This is a genomic window from Serratia sp. LS-1 (genome assembly GCF_003719595.1).
Lineage (GTDB): Bacteria > Pseudomonadota > Gammaproteobacteria > Enterobacterales > Enterobacteriaceae > Serratia > Serratia ureilytica.
Genome location: NZ_CP033504.1, coordinates 4916145 through 4939988 on the forward strand (window position 1 = coordinate 4916145; position 23844 = coordinate 4939988).

Consider the following 23844-nt stretch of genomic DNA (forward strand, 5'->3'; position numbering starts at 1 on the left):
TTGAAACCCGCTTTTCTCGATCAACATTTGAAAATGACACTTGCTCGAAAGTTGTACCGAGGCCGCCTAGCGGCAAACAGGGTCCAGTTGCATAAAGCCCCGATTTTTCGGGGTTTTTTGTTATTTGGCAACAGAATCACTGGGCTATTTAGCCCTTTTTTTATGTCTTGGGGGTGGGCTTGTCCACATTAGAGCAAAAGTTAACAGAGATGCTTTCGGCACCGGTAGAAGCGTTGGGCTTTGAGCTTGTAGGCATCGAATTCATTCGTGCGCGCCAATCGACGCTCCGCATCTATATTGATAGTGATAACGGCATCAATGTTGATGATTGCGCTGATGTCAGCCACCAGGTCAGCGCTGTATTGGACGTCGAAGATCCAATCACGGTCGCTTACAACTTGGAAGTCTCCTCTCCTGGCCTTGATCGCCCGATGTTCACCGCAGAACACTATACGCGTTACCTCGGTGAAGAAGTCAGCCTGGTCCTGCGCATGGCGGTACAGAACCGTCGCAAGTGGCAGGGTATTATCAAGTCTGTCGAAGGCGAGATGATCACGGTTACTGTGGAAGGGAAAGATGAAGTGTTCGCGCTGAGCAACATCCAGAAAGCGAACCTGGTACCCCACTTTTAAAGTTTGGAAGAGGCAACTAGGATGAACAAAGAGATTCTGGCTGTTGTTGAAGCAGTTTCCAATGAAAAATCCCTTCCGCGCGAGAAGATTTTCGAAGCGCTGGAAACTGCATTAGCCACCGCAACCAAGAAAAAATACGAGCAGGAAATCGACGTGCGCGTCAGCATTGACCGCAGAACCGGCGATTTCGATACCTTCCGCCGTTGGGTCGCCGTAGACGAAGTGACTCAGCCGACGCGTGAAATCACGCTGGAAGCCGCTCAGTTTGAAGATCCGAGCATCGAGCTCGGCGGATACGTCGAAGATCAGATCGAATCCGTGACCTTCGACCGCATTACCACCCAAACCGCCAAGCAGGTTATCGTGCAGAAAGTGCGCGAGGCCGAGCGTGCGATGGTGGTCGACGCTTTCCGTGAACACGAAGGTGAGATCGTCACCGGCGTGGTGAAGAAAGTGAACCGTGACAGCATCGCGCTGGATCTGGGCAACAACGCCGAAGCGGTCATTGGCCGTGAAGACATGCTGCCGCGCGAAAACTTCCGTCCGGGCGACCGCATTCGCGGCGTATTGTATGCCGTACGTCCCGAAGCTCGCGGCGCGCAGCTGTTCGTCAGCCGTTCCAGCCCGGAAATGCTGAAAGAGCTGTTCCGCATCGAAGTGCCGGAAATCGGCGAAGAAGTGATCGAGATTAAAGCGGCAGCCCGCGATCCAGGCTCCCGTGCGAAAATTGCAGTGAAAACCAACGACAAGCGCATCGATCCCGTCGGCGCCTGCGTAGGTATGCGCGGTGCGCGCGTTCAGGCCGTGTCGAGCGAGCTCGGCGGCGAACGCATCGATATCATCCTGTGGGATGATAACCCAGCGCAATTCGTCATCAACGCCATGGCGCCGGCCGACGTCGCGTCGATCGTGGTAGACGAAGATAACTGCACCATGGATATCGCCGTTGAAGCCAGCAACCTGGCGCAGGCGATCGGCCGTAACGGCCAAAACGTGCGTTTGGCTTCCCAGCTGCTGAAACAACACCGCGGCGACGATCGTTGGGAACTGAACGTGATGACGGCGGACGACCTGCAGGCCAAGCACCAGGCCGAGGCTCATGCCGCTATTGATACCTTCACCAAGTATCTTGATATCGACGAAGATTTCGCCACCGTACTGGTTGAAGAAGGCTTCTCCACGCTGGAAGAGCTGGCCTACGTGCCGATCAAAGAGCTGTTGGAAATCGACGGTCTGGATGAAGATACGGTTGAAGCATTGCGCGAACGCGCCAAAGCTGCATTGACCACGCTGGCCCTGGCACAAGAAGAAAGCCTGGGCGACAACAAACCGGCCGACGATTTGCTCAACCTGCCGGGTCTTGAGCGCAGCATGGCCTTTAAACTGGCCGCGCGTGGGGTTTGTACGCTGGAAGATCTTGCCGAGCAGGGTGTTGACGATCTGGCTGATATTGAAGGGCTTAGCGATGAGCAAGCCGGCGAGCTGATCATGGCTGCACGCAATATCTGTTGGTTTGGCGACAACGCGTAATAACTGTAGCAGGAAGGAACAGCATGACGACAGATGTAACCGTAAAATCGCTGGCAGCAGAGATTCAGACTCCGGTTGATCGCCTGGTACAGCAGTTTGCTGATGCAGGGATCAACAAGTCCGAGTCGGACTCTGTTACCCAGCAAGAAAAAGAAACATTACTGGCGCACCTGAACCGTGAACACGGCAGCGCGCCGGGTAAACTCACTTTGCAGCGCAAAACGCGCAGCACCTTGAATATCCCGAGCACCGGCGGTAAAAGTAAATCGGTGCAAATTGAGGTCCGCAAGAAACGCACTTATGTAAATCGCGATACGCAGGAAGCCCAGTTGGCTGAAGCGGCAGAGCAGGCACAGCGTGAAGCGGAAGAGCAGGCACGGCGCGAAGCGGAAGAGCTCGCAAAACGCGAAGCGGAAGCGAAGCGCGCAGCCGAAGAGCAAGCCAAACGTGAGGCCGCGGAGATTGCTAAGCGTAATTCAGCGGAAAAAGAAAAAGTGACCAATCAACATACCGACGAAATGACCAAGCCAGCTCAGGCGGAAAAAGCACGCCGTGAAGCCGAAGCCGCTGAACTGAAACGTAAAGCGGAAGAGGAAGTGCGCCGCAAGGTTGAAGAGGAAGCCAAGCGCGTGGCGGAAGAAGCCCGTCGCATGGCCGAAGAGAACGGCGAGAAGTGGGCCCAGGCCGACGCGGCTAGCGCTGCGGTTGAAAGCGCCGACTATCACGTGACCACCTCTCAGCACGCCCGTGCCGCTGAAGATGAAAACGACGCCAAAGTTGAAGGCGATCGTCGCAGCCGCACCCGCGGCGGCAAAGCCACCAAGCAGAAGAAAGGCAACAAGCTGTCCGAATCCAAAGCGGATCGCGAAGAAGCGCGTGCCGTTACCCGTGGCGGCAAAGGCGGCAAACGCAAGCCTAGCGCTCTGCAGCAGGGCTTCAACAAGCCGGCGCAGGTGGTTAACCGTGACGTGGTGATCGGTGAAACCATCACCGTGGCCGAGCTGGCCAACAAGATGGCGGTCAAAGGTTCTCAGGTCATCAAAGTGATGATGAAACTGGGCGCCATGGCCACCATCAACCAGGTTATCGACCAGGAAACCGCACAGCTGGTTGCCGAAGAGATGGGCCACAAAGTTATCCTGCGTCGTGAAAACGAGCTGGAAGAAGCGCTGATGAGCGACCGTGATACGGGCGCTGCGGCCGAGCCGCGCGCGCCGGTCGTGACCATCATGGGCCACGTTGACCACGGTAAAACCTCTCTGCTGGACTACATCCGCTCCACCAAAGTGGCGGCGGGCGAAGCCGGCGGCATTACCCAGCACATCGGTGCCTACCACGTAGAAACCGAGAACGGCATGATCACCTTCCTGGACACCCCGGGCCACGCCGCGTTTACCTCGATGCGTGCTCGCGGTGCTCAGGCGACTGACATCGTGGTTCTGGTGGTGGCGGCCGACGACGGCGTGATGCCACAAACCATCGAAGCTATCCAGCACGCGAAAGCGGCGCAGGTGCCATTGGTGGTTGCGGTGAACAAAATCGACAAACCGGAAGCCGATCCGGATCGCGTTAAGCAGGAACTGTCTCAGTACGGCGTTATGCCGGAAGAGTGGGGCGGCGAAGCGCAGTTCGTTCACGTGTCCGCGAAAGCCGGTACCGGTATCGACGAGCTGCTGCAGGCCATCCTGCTGCAGGCCGAAGTGCTGGAGCTGAAAGCGGTTCGCAGCGGCATGGCGAGCGGCGTAGTGATCGAGTCCTTCCTGGATAAAGGCCGTGGCCCGGTGGCTACCGTGCTGGTTCAGGAAGGTACGCTGAACAAGGGCGATATCGTCCTGTGCGGCTTCGAATACGGCCGCGTGCGTGCGATGCGTGACGAGCTGGGTCGTGAAGTGACCTCCGCCGGTCCGTCTATCCCTGTGGAAATCCTCGGCCTGTCCAGCGTGCCTGCAGCGGGTGACGAAGCGACCGTGGTGCGTGACGAGAAGAAAGCGCGTGAAGTGGCGCTGTACCGTCAAGGCAAGTTCCGCGAAGTCAAACTGGCGCGTCAGCAGAAGTCCAAGCTGGAAAACATGTTCGCCAACATGACCGACGGCGAAGTGTCCGAGCTGAACATCGTACTGAAATCCGACGTACAGGGTTCTTGCGAAGCGATCAGCGACTCGCTGCTGAAACTCTCCACCGACGAAGTGAAGGTGAAGATTGTCGGCTCCGGCGTAGGTGGGATCACCGAAACCGACGCGACGCTGGCTGCGGCTTCCAACGCCATCATCCTGGGCTTCAACGTGCGTGCCGACGCTTCTGCGCGCCGCGTGATCGAAGCGGAAAGCCTGGATCTGCGTTACTACTCCGTGATCTATAACCTGATCGACGAAGTGAAGCAGGCGATGAGCGGTATGCTGGCGCCGGAATACAAGCAGCAGATCATCGGCCTGGCCGAAGTGCGCGACGTGTTCAAATCGCCTAAGTTCGGCGCTATCGCCGGCTGTATGGTTACCGAAGGGACCATCAAGCGTCACAACCCAATCCGCGTACTGCGCGACAACGTGGTTATCTATGAAGGCGAGCTGGAATCCCTGCGTCGCTTCAAAGATGACGTTAACGAAGTCCGTAACGGCATGGAATGTGGTATCGGCGTTAAGAACTATAACGACGTGCGCGTCGGCGACATGATCGAAGTGTTCGAAATCATTGAGATCCAACGCACCATCGCTTAACGATTGCACATCTGCTTATATCTGTTTACGGGGGGCCTTTGTGCCCCCCGATTTGTCTGGAGAATCCAAAATGGCAAAAGAATTCAGCCGCGGTCAACGCGTGGCGCAAGAGATGCAGAAAGAGATTGCGATCATTCTGCAGCGTGAAGTGAAAGATCCGCGCGTCGGCATGGCGACCGTTTCCGGCGTGGAAGTGTCCCGCGACCTGGCGTATGCCAAGGTTTACGTCACCTTCCTGAACGTGCTGACCGAGAACCACGATCCGGATCTGGTCACCAACGGCATCAAAGCGTTGCAGGACGCTTCCGGCTATATCCGCACCCTGCTGGGCAAAGCGATGCGCCTGCGCGTGGTGCCGGAGCTGACCTTCGCTTACGACAACTCCTTGGTGGAAGGCATGCGCATGTCCAACCTGGTGACCAACGTGGTGAAGAACGACGCAGAGCGCCGTTCCGCCTCAGGCGATGACAAGGAGGATTAATGAGTCGCCCTCGTCGCCGCGGCCGTGACATCCACGGCGTGCTGTTGCTGGACAAGCCGCAGGGGTTGTCGTCCAACGATGCGCTGCAAAAAGTAAAACGTCTGTACAACGCCAACCGAGCGGGCCATACCGGCGCGCTCGATCCGTTGGCGACCGGCATGTTGCCTATCTGTCTGGGCGAAGCGACCAAGTTTTCGCAATACCTGCTCGATTCCGACAAGCGCTATCGGGTGATCGCCAAGCTGGGGCAGCGTACCGATACCTCCGACGCCGACGGGCAGATCGTGCAGGAACGCCCGGTGAACTTCACCCAGGCGCAGCTCGACGCGGCGCTGGACACCTTCCGCGGCGACATCCAGCAGGTGCCGTCGATGTATTCGGCGTTGAAATACCAGGGCAAGAAACTCTACGAGTATGCGCGCCAGGGCATCGAAGTGCCGCGCGAAGCGCGCAGCATTACGGTGTACGAGCTGCAGTTTATCCGCTGGGAAGGGGATGAACTCGAGCTGGAGATTCACTGCTCGAAAGGCACCTACATCCGCACCATCACCGACGATCTCGGCGAGCTGCTGGGCTGCGGCGCGCACGTGATCTATCTGCGCCGCCTGCAGGTGGCGACTTATCCCATCGCGCGCATGGTGACGCTGGAACAGCTGAACGCCTTGGTGGCGCAGGCGCAGGAACAAGCGATCGCGCCCGGTGAGCTGCTCGATCCGCTGCTGATGCCGATGGACAGCCCGGTTGAGAACTATCCGGAAGTGAATTTGCTGCCGGTGGTGGCGGGTTACGTCAAGCAGGGGCAACCGGTGCAAGTGGCCGGCGCGCCGGCATCCGGCCTGGTGCGCATCACCGAGGGTGAAGAGCGGAAATTCATCGGCGTTGGCGACATCGCCGAGGATGGTCGCGTGGCGCCGCGCCGCCTGGTGGTCGAGCATTTCGACTGACGGCGGGGCACTGCGTCGCCTTGCGATCGCACTGCGCTAAGAGTAGAATGGCGCAGCTTATGCATTGGGTTGCTGAATTAGAGATCGGCGCCTGTTTTTATTATCTATAATCTGGAGTATTACAATGTCTCTAAGTGTTGAAGCTAAAGCTCAAATCGTAGCTGATTTCGGTCGTGGTACTAACGACAGCGGTTCTACCGAAGTTCAGGTTGCCCTGCTGACTGCGCAGATCAACCATCTGCAAGGCCACTTCTCCGAGCACAAAAAAGATCACCACAGCCGTCGTGGTCTGCTGCGTATGGTTTCTCAGCGTCGTAAGCTGCTGGACTACCTGAAGCGTAAAGATGTAGCACGTTACACCAGCCTGATCGAGCGTCTGGGTCTGCGTCGCTAATCTAGCAAGTTTCAGTGGAAAGGGGCCTATTTTGGCCCCTTTCTTCTAGGAAGCATAAGCAAATCAGGTTAATGTATTACTGATGTTTCCAAACAGGTTCTTCCGTTACAGAGGTTCGCGCGGCTAATGAGAGGCTTTATCTCCCGCCTGAGATAAGGATTGTCATTAGTCGCGAGGATGTAGTGAGAAGGCAAATCGAGTCACAGGCGTGTCGAGTCGTCAATGCGATTGCGCGCCGTTAATCAAGGATATAATTTTGCTGACACCGATCATTCGCAAATTCCAATATGGCCAGCATACCGTCACCATCGAAACCGGTATGATGGCGCGTCAGGCCACCGCCGCCGTTATGGTGAGCATGGATGACACCGCCGTATTCGTTACCGTCGTTGGCCAGAAAAAAGCCAAGCCGGGCCAGAGCTTCTTCCCGCTGACGGTGAACTACCAAGAGCGTACCTACGCCGCCGGCCGTATCCCGGGCAGCTTCTTCCGCCGCGAAGGCCGTCCGAGCGAAGGCGAGACGCTGACTTCCCGTCTGATCGACCGCCCGATCCGTCCACTGTTCCCGGACAGCTTCCTGAACGAAGTTCAGGTGATCGCGACCGTGGTTTCCGTTAACCCGCAGGTGAACCCGGACATCGTTGCGATGATCGGCGCCTCTGCCGCCCTGAGCCTGTCCGGTATTCCGTTCAACGGCCCAATCGGCGCCGCGCGCGTAGGTTACATCAACGATCAGTACGTACTGAACCCAACGACCGACGAACTGAAAGAAAGCCGTCTGGATCTGGTGGTTGCCGGTACCGCCGGCGCGGTGCTGATGGTGGAATCCGAAGCTGACGTGCTGAGCGAAGATCAGATGCTGGGCGCCGTGGTGTTCGGCCATGACCAGCAGCAAGTGGTTATCGAAAACATCAACGCGCTGGTTGCCGAAGCCGGCAAGCCGAAGTGGGATTGGCAGGCGCCTGCGGTCAACGAAGCGCTGCACGCGCGCGTGGCTGAACTGGCTGAAGCTCGCCTGGGCGACGCTTACCACATTACCGAAAAACAAGAGCGTTACGCTCAGGTTGACGCGATCAAAGACAGCGTGGTTGAAACCCTGCTGGCGCAGGACGAAACGCTGGACGCCGGCGAAATCCAGGACATCCTGGGCACCGTCGAGAAGAACGTGGTGCGCAGCCGTGTACTGCGTGGCGAGCCGCGTATCGACGGCCGTGAAAAAGACATGATCCGTGGCCTGGATGTGCGCACCGGCGTACTGCCGCGCACCCACGGTTCCGCGCTGTTCACCCGTGGCGAAACTCAGGCGCTGGTTACCGCGACCCTGGGCACCGCGCGCGACGCACAGAACCTGGACGAGCTGATGGGCGAGAAGACCGACAGCTTCCTGTTCCACTACAACTTCCCTCCGTACTCCGTAGGCGAAACCGGCATGGTCGGTTCTCCTAAGCGTCGTGAAATCGGTCACGGTCGCCTGGCGAAACGCGGCGTATTGGCTATGATGCCTAAACCGGAAGATTTCCCGTACACGGTTCGCGTGGTGTCTGAAATCACCGAGTCCAACGGTTCTTCTTCCATGGCTTCCGTGTGCGGCGCGTCTCTGGCGCTGATGGACGCCGGCGTGCCAATCAAGGCTGCCGTTGCGGGTATCGCGATGGGCCTGGTGAAAGAAGCCGATAACTATGTGGTTCTGTCCGACATTCTGGGTGACGAAGATCACCTGGGCGACATGGACTTCAAAGTGGCCGGTAGCCGCGACGGTATCACCGCGCTGCAGATGGACATCAAAATCGAAGGCATCACCCGCGAAATCATGCAGGTGGCTCTGAACCAGGCCAAGGGCGCGCGTCTGCACATCCTGGGCGTAATGGAACAGGCTATCAGCACTCCGCGCGGCGATATCTCCGAATTCGCACCGCGTATTCATACTATCCGCATCAACCCGGATAAAATCAAAGACGTGATCGGTAAGGGCGGTTCCGTTATCCGCGCGCTGACCGAAGAGACTGGCACTACCATCGAAATTGAAGATGATGGTACAGTTAAAATCGCTGCGACCGACGGTGAGAAAGCGAAATTCGCTATCCGTCGCATCGAAGAGATCACGGCAGAGATCGAAGTGGGCCGTATCTACCAGGGTAAAGTGACCCGTATCGTTGATTTCGGCGCATTCGTCGCTATCGGCGGTGGTAAAGAAGGCCTGGTGCACATTTCTCAGATCGCCGACAAGCGCGTTGAGAAAGTGACCGACTATCTGCAGATGGGTCAGGAAGTGCCGGTTAAGGTACTGGAAGTTGACCGTCAGGGCCGCGTGCGTCTGAGCATCAAAGAAGCGATGGCGCCGGAAGCAGGTTCACCTGCGCCTGAAGCAGAATAACTGTATAGATAGTTTTACAGCTCCCCGCCACGGGGTTGGGAGCTGTTCGTATCGCGCGGGTAGGATGCCCGCGTTTTAGCAAACGGAGGACAGGATGTTCATCCAATGTTTGTCTTCGGGAGTGGGAAATGAAGCCTTTCTTGCGCTGGTGTTACGTTGCGACAGCACTCATGCTGGCAGGATGCAGCAACCATGATTGGCGTAAAGACGAAGTTTTGGCAATCCCGTTGCAGCCTACGTTGCAGCAGGAAGTGATCCTGGCGCGCATGGAACAAATTCTTGCCAGCCGGGCACTGACGGATGACGAACGCGCACAGCTTTTATATGAGCGCGGTGTGCTGTATGATAGCCTCGGGTTACGTGCATTAGCGCGCAATGATTTCTCGCAGGCGCTGGCGATACGTCCCGACATGCCGGAAGTTTTCAACTACCTGGGCATTTACTTAACGCAGGCAGGCAATTTTGATGCTGCCTATGAAGCGTTTGATTCTGTACTAGAGCTTGATCCAACTTACAATTACGCGCGTTTAAACCGGGGCATCGCACTGTATTATGGCGGCCGCTTCCCGTTGGCGCAGGATGATCTGCAGGCGTTTTATCAAGACGACCCAAACGATCCCTTCCGTTCGTTATGGCTGTATCTGGTGGAGAGAGAAATCGATCCCAAGAAGGCCGAGGTAGCGCTTCAGCAGCGCTATGACAAAGCGGACAGAGGGCAATGGGGATGGAATATTGTCGAATTCTACCTGGGCAAGATCAGCGAAAAAACGCTGATGGAACGCCTCAAGGCAGATGCAACGGATAACACTTCGCTCGCTGAGCATCTCAGTGAAACTGACTTCTATTTGGGTAAACACTACCTGAGTCTGGGGGACAAGGACACCGCTTCGGCGCTGTTCAAACTGACGGTGTCTAACAACGTTCACAACTTCGTTGAGCACCGCTATGCATTGTTGGAATTGGCGCTTTTGGGCCAAGAGCAAGACGACCTATCGGAATCGGACCAGCAATAGCTGACGAACACCTATCAGCCTGATGAACATTGGTTTTTAACCAAAGTTATCGCCTTAACGGGCGAGGGCTTTTTTGTTCGTTTTATAATCTAATTTGAGCCGGTTCACACTTTTCAATGAAAATGACTGAAAATTTTCTCGACGAGTTATGTAGACTGGCTGCCATTATTAATGAGGCACGTGTACATGACGACTGAGTTTGAAACCTCTTTTGCTGATCTGGGGCTGTCTGCTCCAATCATTTCCGCCCTGAACGATCTGGGCTATGAAAAACCATCTCCGATCCAGGCTGAGTGTATTCCTCACCTGTTGAACGGCCGCGACGTGCTGGGCATGGCACAGACCGGTAGTGGTAAAACTGCAGCGTTCTCGCTGCCGCTGCTGCACAACCTGCAGGCAGACCTGAAAGCACCTCAGATCCTGGTGCTGGCACCGACCCGCGAACTGGCGGTTCAGGTTGCCGAAGCGATGACCGATTTCTCCAAACACATGAACGGCGTTAACGTGGTAGCCCTGTACGGCGGCCAGCGTTACGACGTGCAGCTGCGCGCTCTGCGCCAGGGCCCGCAAATCGTTGTGGGTACCCCAGGCCGCCTGCTGGACCACCTGAAGCGCGGCACCCTGAACCTCTCCAACCTGAGCGGTCTGGTGCTGGATGAAGCCGACGAAATGCTGCGCATGGGCTTTATCGAAGACGTAGAAACCATCATGGCTGAGATCCCGGCTGAACATCAGACCGCGCTGTTCTCCGCCACCATGCCGGAAGCGATCCGTCGCATTACCCGCCGCTTCATGAAAGAGCCGCAGGAAGTGCGCATCCAGTCCAGCGTCACCACCCGTCCGGACATCAGCCAGAGCTACTGGTCGGTCTACGGCATGCGTAAAAACGAAGCGCTGGTGCGTTTCCTGGAAGCCGAAGACTTTGACGCGGCGATCATCTTCGTTCGTACCAAGAACGCGACCCTGGAAGTGGCCGAAGCGCTGGAGCGCAGCGGTTACAGCAGCGCCGCGCTGAACGGCGACATGAACCAGGCGCTGCGTGAGCAGACCCTGGAGCGCCTGAAAGACGGTCGTCTGGATATCCTGATTGCCACCGACGTTGCGGCCCGTGGCCTGGACGTTGAGCGCATCAGCCTGGTTGTCAACTATGACATCCCGATGGACTCCGAGTCTTACGTTCACCGTATCGGCCGTACCGGTCGTGCGGGCCGCGCCGGCCGCGCGCTGCTGTTCGTGGAAAACCGCGAACGCCGCCTGCTGCGCAACATCGAACGCACCATGAAGCTGACCATCCCGGAAGTGGAGCTGCCGAACGCAGAACTGCTGGGCGAGCGTCGTCTGGCCAAGTTCGCCGCGAAAGTTCAGCAGCAGCTGGAAAGCAGCGATCTGGATCTGTACCGCGCGCTGCTGACCAAACTGCAGCCGGAAGAAGAGCTGGATATGGAAACCCTGGCCGCAGCGCTGCTGAAAATGGCTCAGGGCGAACGTCCGCTGATCCTGCCACCGGATCCGGTCTTCAAGCCGCGTCAGCGTCGTGAGTTCAACGACCGTGACGATCGCCGCGGCGACCGTCGTGACAGCCGCGACAGCCGTGACGGCGATCGTCCGCGTCGCGAACGTCGTGACGTTGGCGAAATGCAGCTGTACCGCATCGAAGTGGGCCGTGACGATGGCGTAGAAGTCCGTCATATCGTTGGCGCTATCGCTAACGAAGGCGACATCAGCAGCCGTTACATCGGCAACATCAAGCTGTTCGCTTCCCACTCCACCATCGAGCTGCCAAAAGGCATGCCGGGCGAGATCCTGAATCACTTCACTCGCACTCGCATCCTGAACAAGCCGATGAACATGCAGCTGCTGGGCGATGCGCAGCCGTTCGAACGTCGCGAGCGTCGTGACGGCGGCAACGGCGGCGAGCGTCGCGGCAACGGTCGTCCGTTCAACGGCGAACGTCGCGAAGGCGGCCCACGTCGTTCCTTCGGCGAACGTCGTGAAGGCGGTAACGGCGGCGAGCGTCGTGGCGGTAACTACAACCGTGACGGCAAGCCGGCGCCACGCCGTGATGACGGCGCACCGGCGGCACCACGTCGTCGTTTCGGCGACGCGTAATCGCCGATTCTCCGTTCGCGGTGAGCGCTCTGAAAAACCAGCCTGCGGGCTGGTTTTTTTATGCCTGAAAATTGCCGTCAAACGCCCCTGAATGGCGTATCATTCATAAGGTTTTTTCTTACGGATGATATGCACGGGAGATGCCATGAGTTGGCAGCAGTTCAAATCTCAATACCTGGTGCGCTTTTGGGCGCCGCTGCCGGCGGTGATCGCCGCCGGGATCCTCTCTACCTACTACTTCGGCATGACCGGCACCTTCTGGGCGGTGACCGGCGAATTCACGCGCTGGGGTGGCCATGTGCTGCAGTGGTTCGGTCTGCACCCTGAGCAGTGGGGCTATTTCAAGGTGATCGGTTTGCAGGGCACGCCGCTGGAGCGCATCGACGGGCGCATGATCATCGGCATGTTCGCCGGCTGTATCGCCGCCGCGCTGTGGGCCAACAACATCAAGCTGCGTCAACCGCAGCATCGTATTCGCATCGTGCAGGCGCTGCTGGGCGGCATCATCGCCGGTTTCGGCGCGCGCCTGGCGATGGGGTGTAACCTGGCGGCATTCTTCACCGGCATTCCTCAGTTCTCGTTGCACGCCTGGTTTTTCGCGCTGGCGACCGCCGCCGGTTCTTACTTCGGCGCCAAATTCACGCTGCTGCCGATGTTCCGCATCCCGGTCAAATTGCAAAAGGTGAAGGCCGCCGCGCCGCTGACGCAGAAGCCTGAGCAGGCGCGCCGCCGCTTCCGGCTGGGCATGGCCGTCTTCGGCCTGGCGGTGGCCTGGTCGCTGTGGACGCTGTTCGATGCGCCGAAGCTCGGCATCGCCATGCTGTTCGGCATCGGCTTTGGCCTGCTGATCGAACGCGCGCAGATCTGCTTCACTTCGGCGTTCCGCGATCTGTGGATCACCGGCCGCACTCACATGGCGAAAGCCATCATCATCGGCATGGCGGTGAGCGCCATCGGCATCTTCAGCTACGTGCAGCTCGGCGTGGCGCCGAAGATCATGTGGGCCGGCCCGAATGCGGTGCTGGGCGGTTTGCTGTTCGGCTTCGGCATCGTGCTGGCCGGCGGCTGCGAGACCGGTTGGATGTACCGCGCCGTGGAAGGGCAGGTGCACTACTGGTGGGTGGGGCTGGGCAACATCATCGGCGCTACGCTGCTGGCCTATTACTGGGACGACCTGGCGCCGGCGCTGGCAACCGACTACGACAAGATCAACCTGCTCGATACCTTCGGCCCGATCGGCGGCCTGCTGGTGACTTACCTGCTGCTGGCGCTGGCCTTCGCCGCCATGCTGTGGTGGGAGAAACGCTTTTTCCGCGCCCGGCCTGAGGCGCAGGTGGTGAATTTGAGGAGCATGCCATGAAAGCGACAACGATAGTGCCGGACTACCGGCTGGACATGCTGGGCGAGCCTTGCCCGTACCCGGCGGTGGCGACGCTGGAGGCGATGCCGCAGCTGAAGCCGGGGGAGATCCTGGAGGTGATCAGCGATTGCCCGCAGTCGATCAACAACATCCCGCTCGATGCGCGCAACCACGGCTACAAGGTGCTGGATATCCAGCAGGACGGGCCGACCATTCGCTACCTGATCCAGCGTTAACGCCAAGGCGGTGGGGTTCCCACCGCCTTTTCGCTTTTTAGCCCTTCACGATGTCGCCCTTCACGCCGGCGACGATCTCGAACGAACGCAGCCGCGCCTGATGATCGAAAATCTGGCCGTTGACCATGATCTCGTCGGCATCGGTTTCACGCAGCAGCGTTTGCAGCCCGTGGCGCACCGTTTTTTCATCGCCGACGATCGACATCCGCAGCGCCTGCTCGACGCCGTATTGCTCGCCGGCGGTCCACAACGCGTGAATGTTATCCACCGGCGGCGGCAGCGGGCCGGGCGCACCGCGGCGCAGATTGATGAACTGCTGCTGCATCGAGCTGAACAGGAAGCGCGCATCGCGGTCGCTGTCGGCGGCGATCACGTTGACGCAGACCATGGCGTGCGGCTGCGCCAGCTGTTTGGACGGTTTGAAGTTCTCGCGGTACAGCTGCAGCGCCTGGAACAGCATATCCGGGGCGAAGTGCGAAGCGAAGGCGAACGGCAGGCCGAGCTGCGCCGCCAGCTGTGCGCTGTAGAGGCTGGAACCGAGCAGCCAGAGCGGCACATGCAGCCCCTGGCCCGGCACCGCCTGCACCGGTTGCCCGGGCTGCGCATCGCAGAAGTAGTTTTGCAGTTCCTGCACGTCGCGCGGGAAGGTATCCACGTCGCCGGACAGGTGGCGGCGCAGCGCCATCATGGTGCGCTGATCGGTGCCGGGCGCGCGGCCCAACCCCAAATCGATGCGCCCCGGGTAGAGCGACTCCAGCGTGCCGAATTGTTCGGCGATCACCAGCGGCGCATGGTTCGGCAGCATCACGCCGCCGGAGCCGAGGCGAATGCTCTGGGTGCCGGCGGCCAGATAGCCCAGCAGCACCGAGGTGGCGGCGCTGCCGATGCCGGTCATGTTGTGGTGCTCGGCCAGCCAGTAGCGTTGGTAGCCCCAGCGTTCGGCGTGCTGCGCCAAATCCAGCGAACAGTGGAAAGCGTCGCGCGCCTTGGCCCCTTGCGGGATTGGCGATAAATCCAGTACCGAAAGCGGTACGGCAGTGTGTTCAGTCATGACATCGTCCATCAGAGAGTGGATCGCTTAAAGGGCGATTGCAGGAGTCTGCATACTAAAAGGCCGAAAAAAAGATGCTTTTTAGTGTTAAAAGCATAATCCAATTTATAGTTATAAAAGAGGAGATATGTGCTTGTGATATCCTCATGAGTGCAATGGTGTTTTTTGGAGCAATTTGAGACATGGAAATGATTATCCCCGCCCGCCGCTTACCGTTCCGGGAGCTGACATAATGAAAAAAAAGACGCTGTTTACCCTGTTGCTGATGTTGGCGGCGATCGCATTGGCGATCCTGTTCCGCGCGCACAATCAGGATCTGTTGCTGCAGGGTGAAGTGGATGCCCCCGAAGTGATCGTCGCATCCAAGGCGAAAGGCCGGGTCGTTGAACGCCTGATCGAACGCGGCGACGACGTGAAAAGCGGCCAGCTGATCATTCAACTCGATAGCCCCGAACTGATGGCGCAGCTGCGTTCCGCACAGGCGACGCGCGACGAGGCCAAGGCGCAGCTTGAGCTGTCATTGCACGGTACCCGTGAAGAGAGCATCCGCAACCTGCGCGCCAACCTGGCGCAGGCCGAGGCGCAGTACCGCAATGCGCAAAACGACTACAACCGGAACCTGAGCGTGGCCGGCAAGGGCTATATCTCGAAGTCCGAGCTGGACGCTTCGCGCCGGTCGCGCGACACCGCCTTCCAACAGGTGCAGGCCGCCAAGGCCAATCTGGATGAAGGCATCAACGGCGACCGCGTCGAGCAGCGGCAGCAATATGCGGCGGCGCTGCGGGCGGCGGAAGAGAACCTGCTGCAGATCCAGGCGCAGAGCGACGATCTGCAGGTGAAAGCGCCGGTAGACGGCGAAGTGGGGCCGATCCCGGCCGAAGTGGGCGAATTGCTGAACGCCGGCAGCCCGCTGGTGACGTTGATCCGGGTGCCGGACGCCTACTTCGTGTTTAACCTGCGTGAAGACATCCTGGCCCACGTGCGCAAAGGCGACAAGGTCAAGCTGCGGGTGCCGGCGCTGAAGGACAAAATGATCGACACCGAGGTGCGCTACATCGCGCCGCTGGGGGATTACGCCACCAAACGCGCCACCCGCGCCACCGGCGACTTCGACCTGAAAACCTTCGAAGTGCGCCTGTATCCGTCACAGCCGGTGGACGGCCTGCGTCCGGGGATGAGCACCTTATGGCAATGGAAAGAGTAAGGGCCGGCTGGCGCTGCTTCAGTCACGCGTTCGACAAAGAGTGTCGCGTCGCCTTTCGCAGCCCGGTGGTGCACTGGCTGAGCTGGATCTTTCCGCTGATCCTGTTTGCGCTGATCAGCAGCAACTTCTCCGAAGGCACGCTGCTCGATCTGCCGGTCTCGGTGGTGGACAGCGATCACAGCCCGCTGTCCAAATCGCTGACGCGGCGGCTGGACGCCGGTTCGCACGCCCACGTCGAGGCTTACGGCGGTGGGTTGCCGGAGTCGCTGAGCCGCCTGCGCAGCGCGCAGGATTACGCGTTGCTGTATATCCCGCCGGACCTTGAGGCCAACGCGCTGTCGGGCAAACAGCCGAGCGTGGTGATGTACTACAATGCGTTGTTCTACGGCGCCGGGCTGTACTCCACCCAGGACTTTGGCGGCCTGATGAACGAAATCAACGCCAGCACCCGCAGCATCATCGCCACCGAGATGGGCAAGACGCTGCCGCCGTTGGCGGACGTGACGCTCTCCTACGGCAGCCTGTTCAACGCCAGCGGCAGCTATATCTATTACCAGCAGTTCGCCGCCACCATCCATCTGCTGCAGCTGTTCGCGGTGACCTGCATGATCTACGTGCTGGCGCGCAGCAAGTCGCTGCTGCAGGCCAAGCCGTTCAGCCTGGCGCTACTCGGCAAGCTGGCGCCGTACACGCTGTGTTTCACCACCCTGCTGATGGTCGAGATCGCGGCGCTGGTGGGCATCTTTGACGCCCGCGTCAGCGGCAATCCTCTGTTTATGCTGATGATCGGCCTGTTCTACGTGATGGCGGCGCAGAGCATCGGCCTGCTGCTGTACACCTTTACCGGCAGTACCATCACCGCGTACAGCCTGATCGGTATTTTGGTCAGTATCGCGATGACCTTCTCCGGCATGGCGGTGCCTGAGCTGTCGATGCCGCTGCCGGCGCGCATCATTTCCAACATCGAACCGCTGACCCACGCGCTGTACGCGATGTTTGACGTGTTCCTGCGGCAGGTGCACGCCAGCGCCATCTTCAGCGTGTGTGCGCTGCTGGCGGTCTATCCGCTGGTGGCCGCGCTGCTGGTGCGCAATCGCCTGCCGGCGCGGCTGGAAAAAGAGGGGAACGCCGGATGAAGCTCTATTGGCAAACCTTCGTTAAAGTGCTGCTCGGCATGCTGGAGCGGCCGGTGTGGCTGATGCTGATCCTGTCGCTGTGCATCATGAGCCTGGTGTACGCCAACCGCACGGTCTGGGATCTGCCGGTGGGGGTGGTCGATCAGGATCACAGCACCGCCAGCCGGCAGCTGATCCGCCAGCTGGACGCAACCTCCAAGATAGCGATTGAAACCTACGACAGCCTGGAACAGGCGCAGCGCGATCTCAGCTGGCGCAAGCTGTTTGCGGTGATCATCATGCCGGTGGATCTGGAGAAGAAGATCCTCAGCGGGCAGAACATCGTGGTGCCGGTCTACGGCGACGCCACCAACCGCCTGGCCAACGGCCAGATCCAACAAGACGTGGTGGCGGCCTATCAGCAGCTGCTGACGGAGTACAACAACGGGCTGCTGCTGCGCAGCGGCTTCAGCGAACGGCAGGCGCAGATACTGCTGACGCCGATACTGGGACAAACGCTGGACGTGTTCAACCCCGGCATCAGCTTTGCGGCGATCATCTTCCCCGGGCTGTTGGTGATGCTGTTGCAGCACTCGTTGCTGATCGCCTGTATCCGCGTCAATATCGCCATGAAAAGCATGCCCGGCGGCAAAGCGCCGCTGGCGGCGCACCTCGGCGGGCTGACGGCGCTGCTGCCGATCTGGCTGTTCCTGTCGATCGTGCTGTTCGTGCTGTGGCCGTGGGTATTGGGCTATAGGCAGACGGCGAACATCGCCGAACTGCTGCTGCTGACCTTCCCGTTCCTGCTGGCGGTATTGGGGCTGGGCAAGCTGGTGACCGAGTGCCTGCGCAGCGTCGAGATGATCTACCTGACGCTGGCGTTCATCACGACGCCGGTCTTCTACCTGTCCGGCACCATCTGGCCGCTGCAGTCGATGCCGGCCTGGGTGCGCGCCATCTCGTACAGCATTCCCTCCACCTGGGGCACCAAGGCGATCGCCGGCGTCAACCAGATGGGGCTGTCGCTGAATGAAGTGTGGGGCGACGTGGTGATGATGCTGATACTCGGCGTGGTCTACACCCTGCTGGGCTTCGGCGTGGCCTTCTTGCGCAACAGCGTGGCGCTGCGCGGGATGTTCAGGAAGCGGCGGGCGTAAGGGGAGGCATTGATGCCTTTCCCGGTGATGTCAAAAGATAATTAATCCAATGGGTTATTGCGTTATCCCCGTGGCCGGCGGGGATAACGCAAAGCGACCACAACCCGGCAATCGGGTTTCGGCCGCGCATAAACTCTCCTCGCTAACGACACGCAGCAACCCCTTCTTGAAATTCGGTCTGGCCCGCCGACAATTACGCACGCCTTCAATCACGCCTGTTTGTGTTGCAGTGTTATGTTCTCTTTTTGATAAGGCTATTCCTAATTCTTTCAACCTTATCATCCCTAAAAAATAACCCTTCGACTATTTAGCCAAAAGTGATATTTGCCGGGATAGAACATTGCTTATCCAATTTTAATTGTTATATTTCTATTTCGCTCAAAATGATTAGATTTTCTTAATTGTTGATGTATGTGATGAACTCCTCGGGATTTACGATCTTAGCGTGCGGAAATCATTAATTGTAGGGTAATTAAATGGATTGCTCGCTCATAGTCATGAGATTGGTCTGTAAACGGGATGTTTCAGATAGGTGCCGTTATGTAATAAATATGAAGGAGCATGATGTATGACGGGTAAGTTAAGCGTTCAAACGGTTCTGTTTGAATATCATGGACAAAAATATAAGGTCTTCCTGGCATGCGATAAACGGCATGTTGGGTGCAACGAATTAAATCCGTTGTATTTTTTAGATGCCAACAGACACTTTGAGACCCTAATTAAGGCGGGTTATCACGGTGATGATGTATCCCCTGTGCTTTATATTGGAATCGGTTATCAGGAGGGGGTCGATATTAAGGCGGCTCGCACATTCGACTATACGGTGAGCGATGGCAGCGAGCGCTTTAAAGACGGGGGCGGAGCGGAGCAATTTTATCGATTTATTCAGGATGTCGTCAAACCGTGGGTCGAATGTCGTTTTAAGGTCAATAAGCAAATGCAAACGCTGGCGGGGCATTCGTTTGGCGGGCATTTCACCTTATACGTGGCGTTTCATCATCAAACGGCTTTTCAGCGCTATGTTGCCGCCAGTCCCGCGCTCTGGTGGGCGAATGGCGCAGTGCTGCCCGAAGGCGACGTTAAGCTTGCCGCAAGCATTGATTGGTTATCGCTGCTCTTAGGCAGCCGCGAGGAGCGGGCGGAGCCGGACAGTACCGATCTTGAGAAAGAGATCTTCCAGCGCATAGGGGATAACCCAAGGTTGAAGGTCAGGAATCTGGCGTCGCAGTTAGTGAAAGACGGCGAGCGCTGCAGCTTCGAGTTTCTTCCCGGGCGCAAACATCCGGCGGTGGCAAAAGATTATGCACGCATAGCGAATTTCGTTGCGAGCCAAAAACCACTGCCAACAGGGCTGTGACAGGAGAGGTTAAATGGATTTTAAAGTGACGAGAGGGTTGCTGCTTTTGGCTGGATTATTTTTCTCTATCACGGCGGTGGCAAAGCCTATTCAAACCGACGAGACCGCCTCATTGATTAACCAGCGATTGTCTTACATGAAAGACGTTGCCGGGTATAAGGCAAACAACCATCTGGCCATTGAGGATTTGCCTCAGGAAGCCAACGTATTGGCCAACTCAGTCCGCGAGGCGGAAGCATTGGGATTGGATGGCAAGTCGGTGGCTCCTTTTATACAGGCGCAAATGGATGCGGCCAAAGCGATTCAGTATCGCTACCGGGCAGACTGGCTGTCGGCGCCGGAAAACGGCTGGCAGCCTGAATCGCTGGACAGTGTGAGAGCGAAAATCAGCCGGCTGAATACCCAGATTTTGACCAGCGTCAGCAATAAATTGAAGAAAGGCGAGCGATTTAATGACAGGTTTGTTTTTATGAAATCCCTGGAACAAACCCACCTGAAAGTTGGCGATAAAGAACGCCTGTGGCAGTCATTAAAGCGAATTGCGTTGAAAGGGTAATCGCCTGCCGTTGTTCTGGCTGAATGCGCCCGATGTGTGGTTTCGGGCGCATTCTCCTCGCGGGCGGCCAGCCGAATAATGGCGTTGAAAGGGCCCTCAGGCGAGGGAAAGCCCGGCGCCGGCCTCCATCATCCCACCAACGCCAACCCGGCCACGCGGCGCCAGTAGCCGTTGCAGTCGGCGTGGTCGGTCAAGGCCAGCGGCTGCTCGCCGAGCTCGTTGGCGCGGAAGGCATCGATCTGCGCCAGCGTCTCGGCGCCCTGCGGCGACAGCCGCACGATGTCCACCAGCCCTTGCATGTTCGGCAGCTCGTTGCCGAGGTTATAGCAGTAACCGCTCATCGTCTGGATGCCGTTGAGTACGAACACCTGCTGTTGTTCCTGCGAACGCATCATGCGGCCCTGCGGATACTTGATGCAGCAGGTTTCGCACTCGTCCTTGCCGCGGTTCTCCGAGCGGGCGGTGAAGCAGCGCGCGGAATAGGCCAGCGGCAGATGGCCGTAGCTCAGCACCTCCACCTCGAAGTCGTGGCGGAAGCCCAGCTCGTCGCACTGCGTCAGCAGATTGGCCAGCCAGTCGCGCGACAGCTCGACCGGCATGCACCAGCGGATCATGCCCTGGCGGCGCAGCAGGCGCAGGGTATAGGCGTTGTAACAGTTCAGCGCATGGCCGGCGACGAACGGCAGGCCGCGCTCCGCCGCCATGTTCACCGCGCCCAGATCGTTGGCTTCAAACAGGAACTCGCCGTTTTCCACATAGCGTTTCAGCTCATTCAGTTCGGACGGCGCCTGCAGCAGCGCCAGCGTGGAGATCACCACCTGTTTACCGCTGCGGGCGATTTCGCGCGCCAGCGCCAGCCAATCGCCGACCTTCATCTCGCGGCGCTTGGCGCAGACGCTCTCGCCGAGATAAATGATGTCGGCGCTGCTGTCCGCTGCCTGTTGATAGAACGTTGCGATGTCGTTTTTCGGCCAGTAGTAGAGTACCGGCCCCAGTGCGTATTTCATGTTTCCTCCGGCTACTGCCATTTGCGGTGATAGGCGCCCAGCGTGGTTTGGGTGCCTTCGGACATCGCGCCCAGCGTCTCCATCCAGGCGGCGTCGGCGCGGTAGGCGGCCGGATCGGCCTGGCAACGGTCGATCGCCTGGCGCCAGACGCGCGCCACCTGGCTGACGTAAGCCGGGCTGCGCTGGCGGCCTTCGATCTTCACCGAAGCGATGTTGGCGGCCAGCAGCTCCGGCAGCAGCTCCAGGGTATTGAGGCTGGTGGGCTCTTCCAGCGCGTGGTAGCGCACGTCGTCCACCAGATAGCGGCCCTTGCACAGCGTCGGGTAACCGGCGTTTTCGTGGTCCTGATAGCGGTCGATCAGCACGTCGTTCAGGCGCGACTCCATGCCCTGTGCGGTTTGCTGCCAGCGCACGAAACGCGCCGGCGAACAGGCGCCGACGGTGTTCGGCGACTCGCCGGTCAGGTAGGAGGAGAGGTAGCAGCGCCCCTCGGCCATGATGCACAGGCTGCCGAAAGCGAACACTTCCAGCGGCACCGGACTGGTGCGCGCCAGCTGTTTCACCTGGTGCATCGACAGCACCCGCGGCAGCACCACCCGGCCGACCTCGAAGTTGCGCTGGTAGAAACGGATCGCCTCCTCATTGGTGGCGGAAGCCTGTACCGAAACGTGGCGCTCCAGCTGCGGGTAGCGTTGGGCGGCGTATTCCAGCATCGCCAGATCCGCCAGAATCAACGCGTCGGCGCCCAGTTGGGCGGCCATATCCACCGCGCGCTGCCAGCGGGCGTAGCCGTCGGGATGGGCGAAGGTGTTGATGGCGATATGCAGTTTGCGGCCGTGGCGATGCACGTAATCGACCGCTTCCTGCAGCTTTTTCTCGGTGAAGTTGAGGCCGGCGAAGTGGCGCGCGTTGGTATCGTCTTTCAGCCCGATGTAAACGGCATCGGCGCCGTTATCCACCGCGGCCTTCAGGGCCGGCAGGTTGCCGGCGGGACAAAGCAGCTCCATAGATTTATCCTGGCTTAGCCGTACGCCCGGCCGGGCGCACGCTGTCTTTAAAGGTTGCCGACGACGGTGTTCCGCCGGCAAACGCGAATCGGGGAGGCCATTTTAGGCAAAGGGGCGCGCACGGGTTTTGATTTGAGGCAGCTTATGGCGTATTGATAAACATGGCGGTGAAATGCACTATTTGTTGATATAGACCGCTGAAGCCGCGCGTCAGTGTGGCAAAATAGCGGTAGTCCGTATTGAAAGGAGTGGATGACCGTGTTGGAACAACTACGAGCACGTCTTGTGCGCCAGGGGCCGTCGCTGCTGCGCATCCCGCTGAAATTCACGCCGTTCACTCTGCAGCGCCAACTGCTGCAACAGGTGCTGAGCTGGCAGTTCCGCCAGGCGTTGGCGGATGGCGATCTGGAATTTCTCGAATCGCGCTGGTTAAAGATCGAAGTTCGCGATCTGGCGCTACAATGGTTTATGACGGTAGAAAACGACAAACTGGTGGTCAGCCAGCACGCCGAAGCGGACGTCAGCTTCAGCGGCGACGCCAACGATCTGATCCTGATCGCGGCGCGTAAGCAAGATCCGGATACGCTGTTCTTTCAGCGTCGGCTGCAGATTGAAGGGGATACCGAATTGGGCCTGTATGTGAAAAATTTGATGGACGCCATTGAGCTGGAAAGCATGCCTGCGCCGCTGCGCATGGGGCTGTTGCAGTTGGCTGATTTTGTCGAAGCAGGGCTGCAGGAGGGCACGGCGTCGGCTTCCCGTGTGGCGGCATCATGCTGATCCGCGTAGAGATCCCGGTAGACGCGGCGGGCATCGATGCCTTGCTGCGCCGCGCCTTTGGCCGCGACGACGAAGCCGACCTGGTGCAGCAGCTGCGCGAAGACGGCCTGCTGACGCTGGGCGTGGTCGCCACTGACGACGAAGGCGGGGTGGTGGGTTATGCCGCGTTCAGCCCGGTGGATGTGGCCGGCGAAGATCGCCAATGGGTGGCGCTGGCGCCGCTGGCGGTAGATGAAAGCCTGCGCCGTCAGGGGCTGGCTGAAAAGCTGGTGTACGAGGGGTTGGATTCGCTGAACGAATTCAGCTACGCCGCGGTGGTGGTGCTGGGCGATCCGGCCTATTACGGCCGCTTCGGTTTCAAACCGGCCGCCGCCTATGGCCTGAATTGTCGCTGGCCGGACACGGAAAGCGCGTTTCAGGTGTATTCGCTGGCGCAAGACGCTCTGAATGGCGTCAGCGGCGAAGTGGCGTTTTCGGCGCCGTTTAATCGCTTTTAACGACCGGCAATAGAGACTCCAACGACAGCGGCGGGTGATTCACCAGCCGCTCTTTTTGTATTTTGCTCAGCTGTTTGACGCGGTACTCCAGCTTCAGCGCCGTTGAGCGATCCCCCACCTGGCAGTGAAACGCCAGCGTCAGCTCCCCTTTACCACGCAGCGCCTTGGCGCCTTTGCCGGCTTGATGTTGCGCCAGGCGGCGCGCCACGTCGGTGGTGATGCCGGTATACAGCATGCCGCTCGGTAAACGCAGCATGTAGAGGTGCCAGGGAGTGGGGGTAGTGTCGGTCATCGTACGCCGTTTCGGTGGCCAGGGTCGGCGTATG

23 protein-coding genes are annotated in these 23844 nt (G+C 58.9%); 19 read left to right on the top strand and 4 right to left on the bottom strand.

Going from position 1 to position 23844, the window contains the following annotated elements; all coding sequences use genetic code 11:
• The first annotated feature begins 179 nt into the window (after positions 1-179).
• From rimP to yedF, 12 genes are all read left to right on the top strand, one after another.
• On the top strand, positions 180-632 hold the full coding sequence (gene rimP / locus EDY99_RS23405; RefSeq protein WP_033644179.1) for a ribosome maturation factor RimP: 453 nt from the start codon (positions 180-182) through the stop codon (positions 630-632).
• A gap of 21 nt (positions 633-653) precedes the next feature.
• Positions 654-2162, top strand: a complete 1509-nt coding sequence (gene nusA, locus EDY99_RS23410) for a transcription termination factor NusA (protein ID WP_004933514.1) — start codon at positions 654-656, stop codon at positions 2160-2162.
• Positions 2163-2185: 23 nt separating this feature from the next.
• Entirely contained in the window at positions 2186-4876 is a 2691-nt protein-coding gene (infB, locus tag EDY99_RS23415) for a translation initiation factor IF-2 (RefSeq protein WP_019453339.1), read from the top strand.
• 70 nt (positions 4877-4946) lie between these two features.
• On the top strand, positions 4947-5357 hold the full coding sequence (gene rbfA, locus EDY99_RS23420) for a 30S ribosome-binding factor RbfA (protein WP_004933508.1): 411 nt from the start codon (positions 4947-4949) through the stop codon (positions 5355-5357).
• A complete protein-coding gene (gene truB, locus EDY99_RS23425) occupies positions 5357-6301 on the top strand; it encodes a tRNA pseudouridine(55) synthase TruB (RefSeq protein ID WP_033641660.1) in 945 nt (314 codons plus the stop codon). The genes rbfA and truB overlap by 1 nt, the downstream gene beginning before the upstream one ends.
• A 124-nt stretch (positions 6302-6425) precedes the next feature.
• Positions 6426-6695: a 30S ribosomal protein S15 gene (gene rpsO, locus EDY99_RS23430; RefSeq protein ID WP_004933502.1), complete on the top strand. Its 270-nt coding sequence runs from the start codon at positions 6426-6428 to the stop codon at positions 6693-6695.
• A gap of 256 nt (positions 6696-6951) precedes the next feature.
• Entirely contained in the window at positions 6952-9069 is a 2118-nt protein-coding gene (gene pnp / locus EDY99_RS23440; protein ID WP_016929321.1) for a polyribonucleotide nucleotidyltransferase, read from the top strand.
• A 128-nt stretch (positions 9070-9197) separates the two neighbouring features.
• The gene (gene nlpI, locus EDY99_RS23445) at positions 9198-10082 is read left to right on the top strand and encodes a lipoprotein NlpI (RefSeq protein ID WP_004933495.1); all 885 of its coding nucleotides are present in this window, start codon (positions 9198-9200) and stop codon (positions 10080-10082) included.
• A gap of 122 nt (positions 10083-10204) precedes the next feature.
• Positions 10205-10279 carry a protein YrbN gene (yrbN, locus tag EDY99_RS24970; RefSeq protein ID WP_223182019.1) on the top strand — a complete coding sequence of 25 codons (75 nt, stop codon included), beginning with the start codon at positions 10205-10207 and terminating at the stop codon, positions 10277-10279.
• Positions 10269-12191, top strand: coding sequence for a DEAD/DEAH family ATP-dependent RNA helicase (locus EDY99_RS23455; RefSeq protein ID WP_033641661.1), 1923 nt, complete (start codon positions 10269-10271; stop codon positions 12189-12191). The genes yrbN and EDY99_RS23455 overlap by 11 nt, the downstream gene beginning before the upstream one ends.
• 145 nt (positions 12192-12336) lie before the next feature.
• Positions 12337-13551, top strand: coding sequence for a selenium metabolism membrane protein YedE/FdhT (yedE, locus tag EDY99_RS23460; RefSeq protein WP_016929320.1), 1215 nt, complete (start codon positions 12337-12339; stop codon positions 13549-13551).
• Entirely contained in the window at positions 13548-13787 is a 240-nt protein-coding gene (gene yedF, locus EDY99_RS23465) for a sulfurtransferase-like selenium metabolism protein YedF (RefSeq protein WP_033641662.1), read from the top strand. The genes yedE and yedF overlap by 4 nt, the downstream gene beginning before the upstream one ends.
• 37 nt (positions 13788-13824) lie before the next feature.
• Here the strand turns inward: yedF and EDY99_RS23470 are convergent, their stop codons facing one another.
• A complete protein-coding gene (locus EDY99_RS23470) occupies positions 13825-14838 on the bottom strand; it encodes a luciferase-like monooxygenase (RefSeq protein ID WP_187307333.1) in 1014 nt (337 codons plus the stop codon).
• Positions 14839-15070: 232 nt separating this feature from the next.
• Here EDY99_RS23470 and EDY99_RS23475 point away from each other — a divergent pair, with 232 nt between their 5' ends.
• The 5 genes from EDY99_RS23475 (at position 15071) to EDY99_RS23495 (ending at position 20227) form a co-directional block, all read left to right on the top strand.
• On the top strand, positions 15071-16042 hold the full coding sequence (locus EDY99_RS23475; protein ID WP_033638900.1) for an HlyD family secretion protein: 972 nt from the start codon (positions 15071-15073) through the stop codon (positions 16040-16042).
• Complete coding sequence (locus EDY99_RS23480; RefSeq protein WP_033651473.1) at positions 16024-17178, top strand: ABC transporter permease; 1155 nt, start codon at positions 16024-16026, stop codon at positions 17176-17178. Before EDY99_RS23475 ends, EDY99_RS23480 begins: the two co-directional genes overlap by 19 nt.
• Positions 17175-18314 (top strand): ABC transporter permease, encoded by a 1140-nt coding sequence (locus tag EDY99_RS23485; protein WP_016929316.1) that lies wholly within the window; start codon positions 17175-17177, stop codon positions 18312-18314. Before EDY99_RS23480 ends, EDY99_RS23485 begins: the two co-directional genes overlap by 4 nt.
• Before the next feature lie 568 nt (positions 18315-18882).
• The gene (locus EDY99_RS23490) at positions 18883-19671 is read left to right on the top strand and encodes an alpha/beta hydrolase (protein ID WP_047025094.1); all 789 of its coding nucleotides are present in this window, start codon (positions 18883-18885) and stop codon (positions 19669-19671) included.
• 13 nt (positions 19672-19684) lie between these two features.
• Positions 19685-20227, top strand: a complete 543-nt coding sequence (locus EDY99_RS23495) for a chorismate mutase (protein WP_033641664.1) — start codon at positions 19685-19687, stop codon at positions 20225-20227.
• 128 nt (positions 20228-20355) lie between these two features.
• Here the strand turns inward: EDY99_RS23495 and EDY99_RS23500 are convergent, their stop codons facing one another.
• Positions 20356-21234, bottom strand: coding sequence for a U32 family peptidase (locus EDY99_RS23500; protein WP_123062097.1), 879 nt, complete (start codon positions 21232-21234; stop codon positions 20356-20358).
• Positions 21235-21245: 11 nt separating this feature from the next.
• Positions 21246-22241: a peptidase U32 family protein gene (locus EDY99_RS23505; RefSeq protein ID WP_033641666.1), complete on the bottom strand. Its 996-nt coding sequence runs from the start codon at positions 22239-22241 to the stop codon at positions 21246-21248.
• 252 nt (positions 22242-22493) lie between these two features.
• Between EDY99_RS23505 and EDY99_RS23510 the strand changes: the two genes are divergently transcribed.
• Positions 22494-23021, top strand: a complete 528-nt coding sequence (locus tag EDY99_RS23510; RefSeq protein ID WP_206424499.1) for an SCP2 domain-containing protein — start codon at positions 22494-22496, stop codon at positions 23019-23021.
• On the top strand, positions 23015-23518 hold the full coding sequence (locus tag EDY99_RS23515; RefSeq protein ID WP_047025095.1) for a GNAT family N-acetyltransferase: 504 nt from the start codon (positions 23015-23017) through the stop codon (positions 23516-23518). The genes EDY99_RS23510 and EDY99_RS23515 overlap by 7 nt, the downstream gene beginning before the upstream one ends.
• On the opposite strand, the gene EDY99_RS23520 is transcribed toward EDY99_RS23515, so the two are convergent.
• The gene (locus EDY99_RS23520; protein WP_139120340.1) at positions 23505-23810 is read right to left on the bottom strand and encodes a GIY-YIG nuclease family protein; all 306 of its coding nucleotides are present in this window, start codon (positions 23808-23810) and stop codon (positions 23505-23507) included. The genes EDY99_RS23515 and EDY99_RS23520 overlap by 14 nt on opposite strands.
• Between the last annotated feature and the right edge of the window lie 34 nt (positions 23811-23844).

Coding starts and splice junctions, on each gene's coding strand:
- nusA (WP_004933514.1), top strand. CDS start 654: ATGAACAAAGAGATTCTGGCTGTTGTTGAAGCAGTTTCCAATGAAAAA.
- infB (WP_019453339.1), top strand. CDS start 2,186: ATGACGACAGATGTAACCGTAAAATCGCTGGCAGCAGAGATTCAGACT.
- rbfA (WP_004933508.1), top strand. CDS start 4,947: ATGGCAAAAGAATTCAGCCGCGGTCAACGCGTGGCGCAAGAGATGCAG.
- truB (WP_033641660.1), top strand. CDS start 5,357: ATGAGTCGCCCTCGTCGCCGCGGCCGTGACATCCACGGCGTGCTGTTG.
- rpsO (WP_004933502.1), top strand. CDS start 6,426: ATGTCTCTAAGTGTTGAAGCTAAAGCTCAAATCGTAGCTGATTTCGGT.
- nlpI (WP_004933495.1), top strand. CDS start 9,198: ATGAAGCCTTTCTTGCGCTGGTGTTACGTTGCGACAGCACTCATGCTG.
- EDY99_RS23455 (WP_033641661.1), top strand. CDS start 10,269: ATGACGACTGAGTTTGAAACCTCTTTTGCTGATCTGGGGCTGTCTGCT.
- yedE (WP_016929320.1), top strand. CDS start 12,337: ATGAGTTGGCAGCAGTTCAAATCTCAATACCTGGTGCGCTTTTGGGCG.
- yedF (WP_033641662.1), top strand. CDS start 13,548: ATGAAAGCGACAACGATAGTGCCGGACTACCGGCTGGACATGCTGGGC.
- EDY99_RS23470 (WP_187307333.1), bottom strand. CDS start 14,838: ATGACTGAACACACTGCCGTACCGCTTTCGGTACTGGATTTATCGCCA.
- EDY99_RS23475 (WP_033638900.1), top strand. CDS start 15,071: ATGAAAAAAAAGACGCTGTTTACCCTGTTGCTGATGTTGGCGGCGATC.
- EDY99_RS23480 (WP_033651473.1), top strand. CDS start 16,024: ATGGCAATGGAAAGAGTAAGGGCCGGCTGGCGCTGCTTCAGTCACGCG.
- EDY99_RS23485 (WP_016929316.1), top strand. CDS start 17,175: ATGAAGCTCTATTGGCAAACCTTCGTTAAAGTGCTGCTCGGCATGCTG.
- EDY99_RS23490 (WP_047025094.1), top strand. CDS start 18,883: ATGACGGGTAAGTTAAGCGTTCAAACGGTTCTGTTTGAATATCATGGA.
- EDY99_RS23495 (WP_033641664.1), top strand. CDS start 19,685: ATGGATTTTAAAGTGACGAGAGGGTTGCTGCTTTTGGCTGGATTATTT.
- EDY99_RS23500 (WP_123062097.1), bottom strand. CDS start 21,234: ATGAAATACGCACTGGGGCCGGTACTCTACTACTGGCCGAAAAACGAC.
- EDY99_RS23505 (WP_033641666.1), bottom strand. CDS start 22,241: ATGGAGCTGCTTTGTCCCGCCGGCAACCTGCCGGCCCTGAAGGCCGCG.
- EDY99_RS23510 (WP_206424499.1), top strand. CDS start 22,494: ATGACCGTGTTGGAACAACTACGAGCACGTCTTGTGCGCCAGGGGCCG.
- EDY99_RS23515 (WP_047025095.1), top strand. CDS start 23,015: ATGCTGATCCGCGTAGAGATCCCGGTAGACGCGGCGGGCATCGATGCC.
- EDY99_RS23520 (WP_139120340.1), bottom strand. CDS start 23,810: ATGACCGACACTACCCCCACTCCCTGGCACCTCTACATGCTGCGTTTA.